14 protein-coding genes and 1 pseudogene are annotated in these 13,055 nt (G+C 60.4%); 6 read left to right on the top strand and 9 right to left on the bottom strand.

The features are described from left to right. Nucleotides 1–7: 7 nt before the first annotated feature. A complete protein-coding gene (locus FHT76_RS27000) occupies nucleotides 8–445 on the bottom strand; it encodes an NUDIX domain-containing protein (protein ID WP_183754769.1) in 438 nt (145 codons plus the stop codon). 113 nt (nucleotides 446–558) lie between these two features. Here FHT76_RS27000 and FHT76_RS26995 point away from each other — a divergent pair, with 113 nt between their 5' ends. From FHT76_RS26995 to FHT76_RS26980, 4 genes are all read left to right on the top strand, one after another. Beyond that, nucleotides 559–1,467, top strand: coding sequence for a metallophosphoesterase family protein (locus FHT76_RS26995; protein WP_405049288.1), 909 nt, complete (start codon nucleotides 559–561; stop codon nucleotides 1,465–1,467). A 150-nt stretch (nucleotides 1,468–1,617) separates the two neighbouring features. After that, entirely contained in the window at nucleotides 1,618–2,178 is a 561-nt protein-coding gene (locus FHT76_RS26990) for a hypothetical protein (protein WP_183861226.1), read from the top strand. A gap of 170 nt (nucleotides 2,179–2,348) precedes the next feature. Further along, on the top strand, nucleotides 2,349–2,855 hold the full coding sequence (locus FHT76_RS26985; protein WP_183754146.1) for an RNA polymerase sigma factor: 507 nt from the start codon (nucleotides 2,349–2,351) through the stop codon (nucleotides 2,853–2,855). A gap of 1 nt (nucleotide 2,856) precedes the next feature. Continuing rightward, nucleotides 2,857–3,699 carry an anti-sigma factor gene (locus FHT76_RS26980; RefSeq protein ID WP_183754144.1) on the top strand — a complete coding sequence of 281 codons (843 nt, stop codon included), beginning with the start codon at nucleotides 2,857–2,859 and terminating at the stop codon, nucleotides 3,697–3,699. 104 nt (nucleotides 3,700–3,803) lie between these two features. Here the strand turns inward: FHT76_RS26980 and leuA are convergent, their stop codons facing one another. The 3 genes from leuA to FHT76_RS26965 form a co-directional block, all read right to left on the bottom strand. Beyond that, nucleotides 3,804–5,519, bottom strand: coding sequence for a 2-isopropylmalate synthase (gene leuA / locus FHT76_RS26975; protein ID WP_183861228.1), 1,716 nt, complete (start codon nucleotides 5,517–5,519; stop codon nucleotides 3,804–3,806). 329 nt (nucleotides 5,520–5,848) lie between these two features. Further along, entirely contained in the window at nucleotides 5,849–7,033 is a 1,185-nt protein-coding gene (locus FHT76_RS26970) for a benzoate/H(+) symporter BenE family transporter (RefSeq protein WP_183861230.1), read from the bottom strand. A 368-nt stretch (nucleotides 7,034–7,401) separates the two neighbouring features. Next, nucleotides 7,402–7,989 carry an ATP-dependent Clp protease proteolytic subunit gene (locus FHT76_RS26965; RefSeq protein ID WP_114713385.1) on the bottom strand — a complete coding sequence of 196 codons (588 nt, stop codon included), beginning with the start codon at nucleotides 7,987–7,989 and terminating at the stop codon, nucleotides 7,402–7,404. Between the two features lie 214 nt (nucleotides 7,990–8,203). On the opposite strand from FHT76_RS26965, the gene FHT76_RS26960 reads away from it, so the two are divergent. Both FHT76_RS26960 and FHT76_RS26955 read left to right on the top strand, forming a co-directional pair. Then, complete coding sequence (locus FHT76_RS26960; RefSeq protein ID WP_183861233.1) at nucleotides 8,204–9,016, top strand: DUF2076 domain-containing protein; 813 nt, start codon at nucleotides 8,204–8,206, stop codon at nucleotides 9,014–9,016. A gap of 176 nt (nucleotides 9,017–9,192) precedes the next feature. Next, nucleotides 9,193–9,996: a glycosyltransferase family 25 protein gene (locus FHT76_RS26955; protein WP_183861235.1), complete on the top strand. Its 804-nt coding sequence runs from the start codon at nucleotides 9,193–9,195 to the stop codon at nucleotides 9,994–9,996. A 24-nt stretch (nucleotides 9,997–10,020) separates the two neighbouring features. On the opposite strand, the gene queF is transcribed toward FHT76_RS26955, so the two are convergent. From queF to FHT76_RS26935, 5 genes and pseudogenes are all read right to left on the bottom strand, one after another. Further along, nucleotides 10,021–10,485: a preQ(1) synthase gene (gene queF, locus FHT76_RS26950; RefSeq protein WP_183754127.1), complete on the bottom strand. Its 465-nt coding sequence runs from the start codon at nucleotides 10,483–10,485 to the stop codon at nucleotides 10,021–10,023. Continuing rightward, complete coding sequence (gene emfA / locus FHT76_RS26945; RefSeq protein WP_183861237.1) at nucleotides 10,486–11,400, bottom strand: CDF family cation efflux transporter EmfA; 915 nt, start codon at nucleotides 11,398–11,400, stop codon at nucleotides 10,486–10,488. 261 nt (nucleotides 11,401–11,661) lie between these two features. After that, nucleotides 11,662–11,745, bottom strand: a pseudogene (locus FHT76_RS41285) ((2Fe-2S)-binding protein); the annotation flags it as partial. Nucleotides 11,746–11,936: 191 nt separating this feature from the next. Beyond that, nucleotides 11,937–12,656 (bottom strand): DUF2161 domain-containing phosphodiesterase, encoded by a 720-nt coding sequence (locus tag FHT76_RS26940; protein ID WP_183861239.1) that lies wholly within the window; start codon nucleotides 12,654–12,656, stop codon nucleotides 11,937–11,939. 10 nt (nucleotides 12,657–12,666) lie between these two features. Further along, nucleotides 12,667–12,903: a hypothetical protein gene (locus FHT76_RS26935; protein WP_183861426.1), complete on the bottom strand. Its 237-nt coding sequence runs from the start codon at nucleotides 12,901–12,903 to the stop codon at nucleotides 12,667–12,669. Nucleotides 12,904–13,055: the final 152 nt, after the last annotated feature.

The following is a 13,055-nucleotide window of genomic DNA, read 5'->3' as shown; positions in this document are numbered from 1 at the left end:
CGCTGGTCTACCACACGTGGGCGAGCTCCTGCTCGCCCGCGAGTTCCGCCAGCCGGCGGCGTGTTGCCTCCGTGGTATCTGCTGGCAGGTCATCGATGGCGAAAAAGCCGCACTCGACGATTTCGCGATCCGGTGGACGGGGTGCGGTTTGCTCCACCTGCGTCTTATAGAAGAGGACATGGTCGCGTCGGCTCGCCGCCTTGTTAAAATAGACGTGAAACAGCTGCGGCCGTCCGAGAATACGCAAATTCCCCTCCTCGCGGAGTTCTTTGATCAACGCTTCCTCGGCAGTTTCATGGCGCTCGAGCCCTCCGCCCGGCATATGCCAGCCGGGTATGTAGCTGTGCCGCACGAGGAAGATGCGCCCCGTCTCATCGAAGCAGGCAGCCCGCACGCCCATCGTCATTCCACGCGCGACCGCAAAATACGCATGCACAATGCGCATCAGTGCGCGCGACTGCCAAGGGCGGATGGTTCCGATCACGCTTTTTCCAATTCCATTAATCCGTTCAAGCAGATGTGTTTGAATTGCAAACTTACTGGGCTATGTGTCGTGGCATGTTCAAGCTCGCACATATCTCCGATATCCATCTCGGCCCCCTCCCTCGCCTTTCGGTCCGCGAGCTCTTCTCCAAACGCATTACCGGCTTTGTGAACTGGCATCGCAACAGGCGCAAGCACCTTTTCGGCAGCACGCTGGATGTATTGCTCGATGACATCCGCACGAAGCAGGCCGATCATCTGGCGGTTACCGGCGATCTCGTGAATCTCGCGAGCGGGCTGGAAATCCGAGCCGCCGCCGCATGGCTGCAGGAACTCGGCGATCCCGCAGACAATTCCGTCGTGCCCGGAAACCACGATGCCTACGTCCCTGGCGCCTACGAAAAATCGGTGCGCGCATGGTATGACAATGTGCGCGGCGACCTCGCCCCGCCCGAATGGCAGGAAGACCGCCACGTCTTTCCTTACCTCCGCGTTCGCGGCAAGGTCGCCATTGTCGGCTGCTCGACAGCCGTGGCAACGCCCCCTTTTGCGGCCAGCGGCTTCTTCGGTGAGCGACAGGCGCGTGACACCGTGAACATGCTGCGCGCGGCCGGCGAGGCCGGCCTGTTTCGAGTAGTGATGATCCACCACCCGCCCATCCGCGGCGCGACCTCCTTCCACAAGCGAATGATCGGCATCCGCCGCTTTGGCGCCGTGATCTCCACCGGCGGCGCCGAATTGGTGCTCCACGGCCATACCCATTTGAATACGCTCCACTGGCTGCGTGGCCAAACAGGTCCCGTTCCCGTGGTCGGCATCGCCTCCGCATCGCAGGGGCCGGGAGGATTAAAACCCCGAGCCGCCTATAATCTGTTCTCGATCGACGGCTCTCCGGGCGCATGGGAACTCACAGGAGAGCGCTTCAGCATCAACTCCATGGGCGACAGCGTTTGCAGCGAAAGTGTCGATATTTTCACACGTTAGCGCCGCTTTCGGAATCATCGCCTCGGCAAATTGATTCAGAAACTGAAAGATGACGATATCTTGAATTTCAGAAGGCATCCGAGGACTTGGCAAGTGGCGATTGCCACGTAAACTTGTTGTCTCTGCAGCACCAATTCACGGAGTCATTGCATGCCCATGGCATCCCCCAGGCTTCGCAGCCTGGCCCTAGCCGCTTCGTTCATCATCGCCGCCTCTTCATCCGCCTTTGGCATCGGTGATGAGAGCGACGAAACCAAGCCGCCGCCAAAGACCGAAACGACGACAAAATGTGCTGATGGCAAGGTCTGGGATGGGAAGCGCAAGGAATGCGTGGTCCCGAAGAAGAATTCGTTCAACGACGATGATCTCTACAAGGCAGCCCGCGAATTCGCCTATGCCGGTCAGTACGACAACGCCCTGACCGTGCTTCGGCTTGCCAATAACCAGAACGATCCGCGCATCCTGAATTATCTCGGCTATGCCAACCGCAAGGCGGGCAGAATGGAACTGGGGGTGTCGTACTACCGCAAGGCGTTGCAGGCGGACGAGAATTATATTCTGGCACGGTCATACATGGGACAAGCTTTGGTGGAACAGGGTGACGTGCAGGGAGCGCGCGTTCAGCTCGTCGAGATCCGGGATCGGGGCGGCGAGCAAACCTGGGCTTATCGTTCGCTGCTGCAGGCACTGAACGGTTACCGCACGTACTGAGGTTGAGCCGAGCCGGGCCTGACGAAGAAAAGCTTTGAGAACCCGTGGGATACGCTGCCGGATGCTTGCGAAGCATCAGCTACTTGTTTCATAAAGGACACAGAAGCGATATAAAATCGATCTCCTGCTGGGTGCTCTCCCCGAGCACTCATGCATTACCTGGAAAGACCATGCGTCAACCCGTGACGACCATCGATCTCAGACGCGACCTAGTGGGCCTTCTGCCTCGGCTACGGCGTTTCGCGATGACCCTTGCCGGTGACGCAGCCAGCGCGGACGAACTCGCGCAGGTGGCGTGCGAGCGCGCCATTGCAAAGGGCAATCAATGGAATGGCGAAGGCCGTCTGGAAAGTTGGGTGTACGCCCTCGCCCGCCAGCATTGGAGCGACGACCATCGCCGACGCAAGCCGCATCCCGCTTCCCGGAGCAATGTCACTGATATCCGGGAAGCGAACCGCGATCGCACTTCCCTCGTCGACCCCGATGTCATCCACCGCATGATCGCCGACATGCCCGAAGGCACATCCAGCGCCTTTTTGCTGGTTGTTGTCGAAGGTCATAGCTATCAGCAGGCAGCCGACATTATGGGTGTCACCATCAACATCGTTGTATCCCAGCTGGCGGCGGCGAGACTGCATTTCGCTAGCGTCGCTGACAATTATACTTACAGGTACTGAATTGCTCGATTTCAAAAAACTGCCGCTCGATGCACAGCTAGCCGCCCTGCTGGATGGCGAGACGACGGCCGAACAGAAGCACGAACTCGAGCAGCGCCTGGCCACCGACGAAGGCGCCAAGCGGCTCTACGACAAGCTGCGGCACGGCGCCGACTTCGGAAAGCACCGCCTCGACGACGTTCTCAAGGAACCGGTTCCTCTCGCCCTCGTTCGGTCGATCAAGAGTGCACAGCCGCCAAAGGCTCCAGTCGCACCGCGCATTTCACGGCCCTCGTTCAAGCTTACGCCGACGGGGCCACAGGCTCTGGCGGCAGCCGTCATCCTCTTCATCGCCGGCTGTGGCATCGGCTTTTTCGCCGCCGGCAGCACTGGCGCAATGAAGTCGGGCGCCTCAACAACGATCGAAGCCGCCCCGGATTCCGGCGAATGGTTGATCGACGTTATCGCCAACCAGCGGCTTGTCGCGCGCCAGCCGCGCCATATTGTCGAGGTTCCCTCGACGCAGGCGGAAGAAATTTCCACCTGGCTGACGTCGACAGTGGGCGTTGCGTTCCGAGTCCCCGACCTTTCAGACCAGGGCTGGACCTTCCAGGGTGCACGCGTCTTTATCGGCGACGGCCGACCGGTCGGTCAGCTCGTCTACACGAGTTCGGATGGCGACCTCGCCTCGATCTGTTTCCGCAAGGACAACTTGCCCTCGGAGGCCGACGACTTCAGGGAAACAATCAAGGATGAGATCGGCGTGGTCTCCTGGCATAATGCCGGCACATCCTATGTGCTCGTCGGCCCGTCGTCGGAAGCGTCGCTCGACCAACTCGCCATGCAGGTTGCAACATCCATCTGATCCCCGGACGAACTGCAACGGAGCGGCCGACCTCAGGACGTCGCCCAATTTTCCCACACTATTTACGAGAATGTGCAGCGGAACACTCCGCTGCACAGATCGCGTCAGGCCTTGCCGGCCTTTACGTCGAGCACGCGGTTCGCTGCAGACACAATTGCTTCGAGAGAAGCGCCTACGATGTTGGTGCTGATGCCGGCGCCGAAGAGCTTGCCATCAGGATAGGACGTCTCGACGTAGGAGATCGCGGCAGCGTTCGAGCCATGCTGCAGCGAATGCTCCGAATAGTCCTCGACCGACATGTCGATGCCGAGATAGTGCGAGAGCGCGTTTATGAAGCCATCGACCGGGCCGTTGCCCCTGCCCTCGATACGCTTCGTCTCACCGTTATCGGTGATCTCGGCGGCAACGATGCGCTGCCCCTTGTGCTCGGGATCCGCATAGGTGTGGTGGTCAACGAACTTGATGCGGCCTTCCGGCTGCGTCACATAGCGCTCGATGAAACGGTCGTAGATCCGTTTCGACGGCAACTCCTTGCCCTCTTCGTCGGTGATCCTCTGAATGTCCTCGCGGAACTCGACCTGCAGGTTGCGCGGCAGGTTCAGCCCGTAATCCTGCTGCAGGATGTAAGCGATACCGCCCTTGCCCGACTGCGAGTTGATACGGATGATCGCCTCGTAGGAGCGGCCGACATCCTGCGGGTCGATCGGCAGGTAAGGCACTTCCCAAACCGGGTGGTTGGCGACCTTGATCGCCTTCATACCCTTGTTGATCGCGTCCTGGTGCGAACCGGAGAACGCCGTATAGACCAGTTCGCCGACATAGGGGTGGCGCTCGCCGATCGGCATCTGGTTCGAATATTCGAAGACTTCCTTCATGCGCACGATGTTTGAGCAGTCGATCTCGGGATCGACACCCTGCGTGAACATGTTTAGCGCCATGGTGACAACGTCGACGTTGCCGGTGCGCTCGCCGTTGCCGAACAGCGTGCCTTCGACGCGGTCAGCGCCCGCCAGCAGCGCCAGTTCGGCGGCGGCGATGCCGGTGCCGCGGTCATTGTGCGGATGCAGCGAAATGATCAGGTTCTCGCGATTGTCGAGATTGCGGCACATCCACTCGATCTGGTCGGCATAGACGTTCGGCGTTGCCATCTCGACTGTCGACGGCAGGTTGATGATCAGCTTGTTGTCGGGCGTCGGCTTCATCACCTCGATCACCGCGTTGCAGATCTCCAGCGCTACATCGAGTTCGGTGCCGGTGAAGCTTTCCGGCGAATATTCGAAGCGGTAGCCGCCGCCGGCCTTTGCCGCCATGTCTGAAATCATCTTCGCAGCATCCACGGCGATCTGCTTGATGCCCTGGACATCCTTGGCAAACACGACACGACGCTGCAATTCGCTGGTCGAATTGTAGAAGTGAACGATCGGGCGGTTCGCGCCTTCCAGCGCCTCGAAGGTGCGGGTGATCAGCTCCGGGCGGCACTGCACCAGCACCTGCAGCGAAACATCGTCAGACACATTGCCCTGCTCGACGCACCAGCGCGCGAAATCGAAGTCGGTCTGCGATGCGGACGGGAAGCCGATCTCGATTTCCTTGAAGCCCATGTCGAGCAGCAGCTGGAACATGCGGGCCTTGCGGTCGTGGCCCATCGGGTCGACCAGCGCCTGGTTGCCGTCGCGCAGATCTACTGAGCACCAGACCGGGGCCTTGGTCAGCGTCTTGGACGGCCAGGTGCGGTCAGGGATGTTCACCTGCGGATAGGCGCGATACTTGATCGCCGCCTCGGGCATGCCTTTGGTTTGGGAGCGGGTGTTCGTGTCCATGTGTTCTCTTCCTCTTCCCGTCATCTGGCCAGCCGCGTCATAGCGTATCGGGCCTGGCTTGGCGATGACGAATCCGGTGCTAAGCATCCGGTTGATCAGTTTCGGGAGTGGTCACGAGGAGCGATGGCCTGGGCGGGCTTTCGGCCGCCGGGCGCTCCTCAACGGACCCGGCAACCGCGCGTAAGGCCGAGGAGAAGAAGCGAGGTAAGGGCGCGCGTGCTGTCACGCAGCGCGATGCGCCCGCGAGCAACCTGCTCAGAAATGATGATGCCCGTGTTCTTCATGGCAGCGTGTATAACCGGGGTACAAAAAACTGGCAATCCCTCCGTCTATTTTTTCGCCGCTTGCACAAAACGCGAGAGCGCCAGCATCAAACCGCCGGCAAGCAATCCCCAGAAGGCGCCGGAGATACCGGCGAACGACACGCCCGATGCCGTCACCAGAAAGGTGATGGCCGCAGCCTCCCGCGACTCCGGTGCCTGGAAAGCCGACATGGCAGAACTTGAAAATGCACCGACCAGTGCCAGACCCGCCACCGCCTGGATCAGGATCGGCGGCGCTAAAGCCACGAAGGTTGTCACCGCACCCGCGAGCAACCCGAGAATGACATAGGAGATGCCCGAGACGAGAACGGCCCAATAGCGCCGCGCCGGATCGGGATGCGCATCCTGACCGGCGCACATCGCCGCCGTGATCGCGGCGAGATTCACCGCATGACCGCCGAACGGCGCTGCGAGGATCGAGAACAGGCCAGTTACCGAAAACAGCGGCCCAGGCTTCGGCGCATAGCCGTTCACCTTCAGGACCGCGATGCCGGGAATGTTCTGCGAGGCCATGGTCACGATGAAAAGTGGCAGCGCGATGGAGACGAAAGCCGGCAGATTGAAGACAGGCATCACGAACTCGACGGGCGGCCGCAGCGCCTGTTCGATCGAACCGATCGCACCATCGGGAATGTCCACGGCGAAGGCAACCACCAGCACGAAAGCCGCAAGTGCCGCCGGCACCGCCCAGAGCCGCTTGAATGCGCCGACGACGATCCATGCGAGTACGATCGGCAAACCAAGCAACGGGTTGAACCCAATCGCCCTGACAGGGGCAAAGCACAAACCGATCAGCACACCAGCGAGCATCGCGTTGGCCAGCGGCGCGGGGATCGCCGCAACCGCACGACCAAGCGGCTTGAACAGGCCGGCAACCACGATCAGCACCGCACAGATGAGAAACGCGCCGACCGCCGCATTGAACCCACCCTCGACAACGCCGGTACTTGCCAGCAAGGCGCCACCCGGGGTGGACCAGGCGATGCTGATTGGCAGGCGCGTCACGGTGCTGAGCACGATCGCACAAAGCCCCAGTGCGATCGACAAAGCCATGAGGCCCGACGCCGCCTGCGCATCCGTCGCGCCGACACTCTGCAGGCCGTGCAGCACAACCGCAAAGGAACTGGCAAATCCCACGAAGGTGGTGAGGATGCCCATGAACAGGCTCTGAATGGAAAAGTCTTTAAGCATGGCGCAACTCGAGGAGCGGAAACTCCGCATGGAAGCCGTATCAGGCGGAGTTGCGCAAGTGCAGATTGACACCATTCGGTACCATCAACTTGCTCCGTGCACCTAGGCGTGCCGGACCCACGAAGATCAACTCCTGTCCGTTGGTCGAAAAGTCCGCAGTTCCATCACCATAGAAGGTCTCGCCCTGCAGCCCGGAAGTGTGGGAGCCGTTCGATCTCCCGCGCGACTGGAACGAAAGCGCTTTCGACACCAGCGTGCGGGTGCTCGTGATGCAGATTGGGCACCTCGCCGCGGTTTGGTCGCGGAACACAAAAAAAACGCCCCCGCCTGCCTTCCGGCAAGCAGGGGCGCTTCTCATAGTGCAAAAATCAGATCTCGGACTGCGACGTCACGATGCGCGAAACGAGGCCGTAGGCCTTGGCTTCTTCGGCGGACAGCCAGTAGTCGCGATCGGTATCGGCAGCGATCTTCTCGTAAGGCTGCCCCGTTGCTTCCGACATAATCTTGTTCAGGCGCTCGTTCATCTTGATGATCTCGCGAGCCTGGATTTCGATGTCGGACGCCATGCCGCGCGTGCCACCGGACGGTTGGTGGAGCAGGAAGCGCGTGTTCGGCAGGCAAATGCGCTGTTCCTTCGGCGCCGCGACATAGATCAGCGCGCCGGCCGAGGCGACCCAGCCGGTCCCGATCATCCAAACCTTCGGCTTGATGAACTTGATCATGTCGTGGATCGAATCGCCGGATTCGACATGACCGCCGGGCGAGTTGACGTAGATGCGAATATCGTCGTCATTGGCGGCCGCGAGCGCCACAAGCTGCGTGCAGACTTTCTGCGCCAGTTCCTGCGTGATCGGCCCGTAGATGAAGATCGAACGCGACTTGAAAAGGTTCGCCTCCGTTTCCTTGCCGAGCGGCAGTTCCTTCGTCTTGTCGTCCTGTTCTTCTTCTTCGTACATTCGAACCTCTCTTACGTCCAATTCGGTTCACCGCACATAGTGCGACTCCATGCGTAAAACAATGCGGGAAAAAGACAAGCCACGGAACGGGTGAAGATATGGTTAGGCAGCCAGGCCAGATTACCGCAATGTAACTTGGCGTGGCTTTGAAAAGTCGAAATCCATACCTACGTCATCTCTTAGCGAACGATCGCGAGAAACAAGGAGACCGGCCATGTCCCCCGAAGAACGCCAATTGTTGACGGCCCTTTTCGACCGTGTCCGCACCGCCTCGACGACGCCGCGTGACCATGACGCCGAGGCATTGATTGATCAGGGAACACGTCAGCAGCCCTACGCCGCCTACTATCTCGCACAGGCCGTGATCGTGCAGGAAAAGGGGCTGGAAGCGGCAGCCAATCATATCAAGCAACTGGAAGAGCGCGTTCGCTTGCTCGAGGCCGACCAAAGCGAATACCACAAGGCCGAACAGGGCGGCGGCTTCCTCAGTTCGATCTTCGGCAGCAGCCAGACGCCGCAGCAGCCGGCATCTCCGACGCCTTCCACGGGTCCTTGGGGAAGTACCCCGCGGCAGCAAATCCAGCAGGACCGCGGCTTCGATGCCACGCCTCGCGCAATACAGCAGCCTACCGGACCATGGAGCTCACCGGCGGCCTCCCCCTCCGCTGGCGGCAGCTTCTTGCAGGGCGCGCTCGGAACCGCAGCCGGCGTCGCCGGCGGCATGTTGCTTGCCAATTCGCTGAGCGGTATTTTCGGCAGCCACGCATCGTCGCTTGGCTGGGGCTCGCCGCTCGCCGGCAACAATCCCTTCGGCAACGCGCCGACCGAAGAGACCGTCATCAACAACTATTTCAATAACGACGGCGACAAGCAGCAGGCAGCCGGCAACGCCGCGAATAGCAACAACGACGATAACAGCAACGACGACGCTGACGTTGTGCAGCAGGCCAGCTACGACAACAACGACGACGACGTTGCTGACGATGATCAGTCCGATTTCGGCAATGACGACAGCTTCAACGCTTAGCTGCTCGCGTCGCCGCGAACCTGAGATATGGGAGCGCGGGGCCTTTGCGCACATCGTCTGTGACGAAATACGTCTTCGCTGCCGGCTAGGTTTCGGTGGGCACAACGGGAGGCCGATTGATAAGCCGGGAGCGGACGAATAAGGTCCGGCGACATGACCTATCTGGCGGAGCAGCGGTGAAGATCCTCATTATCAGTCGGAAAGCCGAGGAAAAAAGACGAGAGTTTCAATCGCGGCAAATGCAAAAGCTGGGACTGGATTTCGAGTTTCTGGACGCGTTCGAAGCAGGCGACCTGTCCGTCGAAGAGTGCCAGAAGGCAGCAAACACCTGGCCGAGTCCGACACTGCGCGAGGATGTCGCCTGCTTCACCTCGCACAGGATGGCCTGGAAAGTCATCATCGAACGAAACGAACGAACACTGATCCTCGAAGACGACGCGGTATTATCCGAGAACTTTAACGACGCGATCAGGAGCATCAAAGGCCGCGGCGACAACTGGGACCGGGTCTACGATCTGGAATTCGCGCCTCGCCCACATATCCTCGCAAGGTCACCCGTTTGGACCGATGGCATCCATCGCGCGACGCGGGTGTTTCAGAACCGCGTCGGCACCGCCGGCTACATCATCGGTCCGCGTGCGGCTGCGAAAATGCTGGCAGATACCAAGAACTACGCCCTCATCGACGCTTATTTCTGGCATCGCGCATGGCTGAAGGCCTACCAGATCGAGCCGGCACCCGTCGTCCAGATGCAATTCCTCGACGGTAGCGCCGACAGGTCGGCGTTTGTGCGCAAATCCATAGACCGAGCTTTCACGCCGCAAGGCAGGCTGCGCAAGAACCTGCTGCGGCTCTGGCTTGAAAGCATCAAGGCGAGAAATCTTGTCAGAGGCTGGCTCGGCGGCGAAAAGCGCCCGCTGCAGATCGACCGAGCGAGCTTCGTGTCCGATGCTGAGCCCGCAGCGACAGCTTCCGCCTAGTCAACGCCCACACCGCAAAAGCTCCTAGCCGCGGCCGCGGTAAGTCGCAACGCCCTGATCCGGCAGCCACACGCCCTCCGGCGGCTTGCCGGTCTGCCAGAAGACGTCGATCGGAATGCCCCCGCGCGGATACCAGTAGGCGCCTATCCTCAGCCACTTCGGATCGAGCAACTCGACCAGCCGCTTGGCGATGTAGATCGAGCAATCCTCGTGGAAGGCACCATGGTTGCGGAACGCATGCAGAAAAAGCTTCAGCGACTTCGATTCCACCAACCATTCGTTCGGGATGTAGTCGATGACGATATGGGCGAAATCCGGCTGACCGGTCATCGGGCAAAGCGACGTGAACTCCGGCGCCGTGAAGCGGACGACATAGTCGGTGCCGACGTGGCTCGCGGGCACCTTCTCCAACACCGCTTCCTCGGGTGACTTGGGTGATTCCGTTTGGCTGCCCAGCATGGACAGGTTGGATACGTCTGTTGTGGGCATTCAAGCCTCCTTGATGACTTTGACGCGAATGCCGTGGGCCTTTTCGCCCTCGGGTTCCACGTGAATGGCGATGCTGGAGCCCGGATGCACGGTACGGATGGCATCTTCAAGGCGATCGCAGATATCGTGCGCCTGCCTTACAGACATGGCGGCGGGCACGACAAGATGGAAATCGACGAAGGTGACGGCGCCCGCGCGCCGGGTCTTCAGATCGTGAACCCCGATTGAGCCTGCGGCGTGGGTGGCAATGGCCTGCTTGATCGCCTCTTCCTCTTCGAGTGTGACGGCCTGATCCATCAATCCGCCAATCGAATGCGAGATGACCTTCCAGCCCTGATAGAGAATGTTGATGGCGACCAGGATCGCGAGCACGGGGTCGAAGATCGCGTAACCGGTGGCTAGCGCCAGCAGCAGACCGATGAGGACTCCGACGGACGTGACGACGTCGGACATAATGTGCTGGCCGTCCGCTGTCAGCGCTGCCGAGCGATACTTGCGCCCGGTCCGGATCAGCAACTGCGCCCAAACCGCATTAATCACACCGGCGACAAAGTTGATGGCAAGGCCGAGCACGGGCGCATCCAGCATCCGCGGATCGGAAAGATGCCCGATCGCCTCGTTGACGATCAACAGCGCCGCGACGACAATCAGCACGCCCTCGGTGACCGCCGAAAGATATTCCGCCTTGTGATGGCCGAAGGGGTGATCGTGGTCGGCCGGTTTTTGCGCATAGCGGATGACGAAGAATGCGATGAAGGCGGCGACGACGTTCACCGTCGATTCGAGTCCGTCCGACAGCAGCGCCACCGAACCGGTCACCCACCATGCAACCATCTTCAGACCCATGACGCCGAGCGACATCGGGATCCCCCAGAGCGCCAGCCTCCGAACCGTGAGATTTCCTTTTCCGTTCATATCGATACCCCTGCGCCGATCTTCAGTGCGGATGCGAACGAATTGCAGAAACCATGCCATTCAAACGCAAAACCGCCCACGCGAAAATCGCGCAGGCGGCCAATGGCCGGTGATATGTGCCAAAATGCTTATTTTGTCAAACAGCCTGTGCGAAGTCCTAACCGGCACTCCACGGAAAAGTTGACCGACTTTCGGCAATACTCTGGGCGGCTAGGTGCCGGATATTGCAGGCGCCTCTTCAACTTGCGGGGCAGGCTGCGCGAAATCGCGAATGACCCAAAGAAGCGGAGTGTCCGGACCACCGTCGAAAGTTGTCGTCTGTCCATTGAGCGTGAAAGTAACCATCGTCGAGCGTCAATTTCTCGGCCGGACCCGCTGCGGGCCCAGCGAGCATCGCACGACGGCTAAGCTAGGGCATCACGGAGGCTTGACCATGCGCTGCCTATAAAGGTTGCCTTACGGAAGGCCGACCCAACATATCTGGAGAGCGCGTAGCTCCGCGGTGGACTTCGAGTTGAGCAGAGCTGACTAGGTCGTCAGGAGTTCTCTGCCGAGCCCACGGCGCTGAAGGCCCCCGAAGCGCAGTCCCTTTCAACAGCAACGCTGATTGTTTGCGGCCACCGAAGGAGGGCCGCCTCGCCAGCTGGCGTCAATGCATAGACGCCCTTCTCCTGGCGCTCGAACCAGCCATAGACATTGCCAAGCAGGATGTTGCCCGCATCCGGCGCCAGCGCCTTCATGTCGCGGGGCCGCACCAGCCCTTGCTGTAGCGCAGCGGCGCAGAGCAGAGCCCGCTGTCGGTAGGCCGTCATGACAGGGGCGCGCGAGCCGCCGCCTACCACCGGATCACCGCGCCGACGCTGATGCTCTCTAACAAGCCGCGACCGACGCTTCGGATTGGTGCGCGGCATCGGCGAGACCGAGCTGACGATGACACTGACCTCGCCGGCATCGGAGACACCCAGCATACCGATCCCCAGCCGACGGCAGAGATCACGATAGCGCTTGTCAGCCTCGCGCCCCCGTCCCTTGGCGGAAACGCGAGCGGCGATCCACACTTCATCGCTTACCGCTGCTCGATCGACCGCCTGTAGCACAAGTTCGAGGTTGAAACTCAGCTTCAACTCACACACCACGACGACGGGCGGGTCTCCCTCGCTCAGGCCGACGAGATCGCATCCGCCGATTTCGCCTTTCACGACATAGCCCGCCGCTTCCAGGAAGGCTTTGACCGGCAAATAGAGCGAGGTTTCCATTGCGCTGTGATCAGGAATTGAGGTCGGCAATCTCACCATGCCGGGCAAGCAGCCGCGGCGACGACATATCGCCAGTCTCCTCGTCGACCATTACGGCATAAGCCGCAACACCGACGAAGCGCGAGGCCATCGAGGTCGCAATCTTCTCCGCACTGACCGCGTTCGATGCCTGGCGCATCTCACCTGGCACAAGGTTGCCGCGGTTCTTGCGGTACGGGAGGACGATAAACTTCTCAGCAGCCACGATGATATTCCTCATTTATCGTTCTTGAAATGTTCTGATTTGACGTCAGGAGTCAACCGCTTAACGCCATGGGCACCGACCTTCTGGGAGCGTCGACAGCGAACGTGCTCTCCTCGACCGGAGGAAAGCACATCGCCCAATTCAGGAACTGCCAA

Source organism: Rhizobium sp. BK176, from assembly GCF_024808055.1.
The sequence above is the reverse complement of the archived record's forward strand: the minus strand, read 5'-3'. Positions and strand labels throughout refer to the sequence as shown.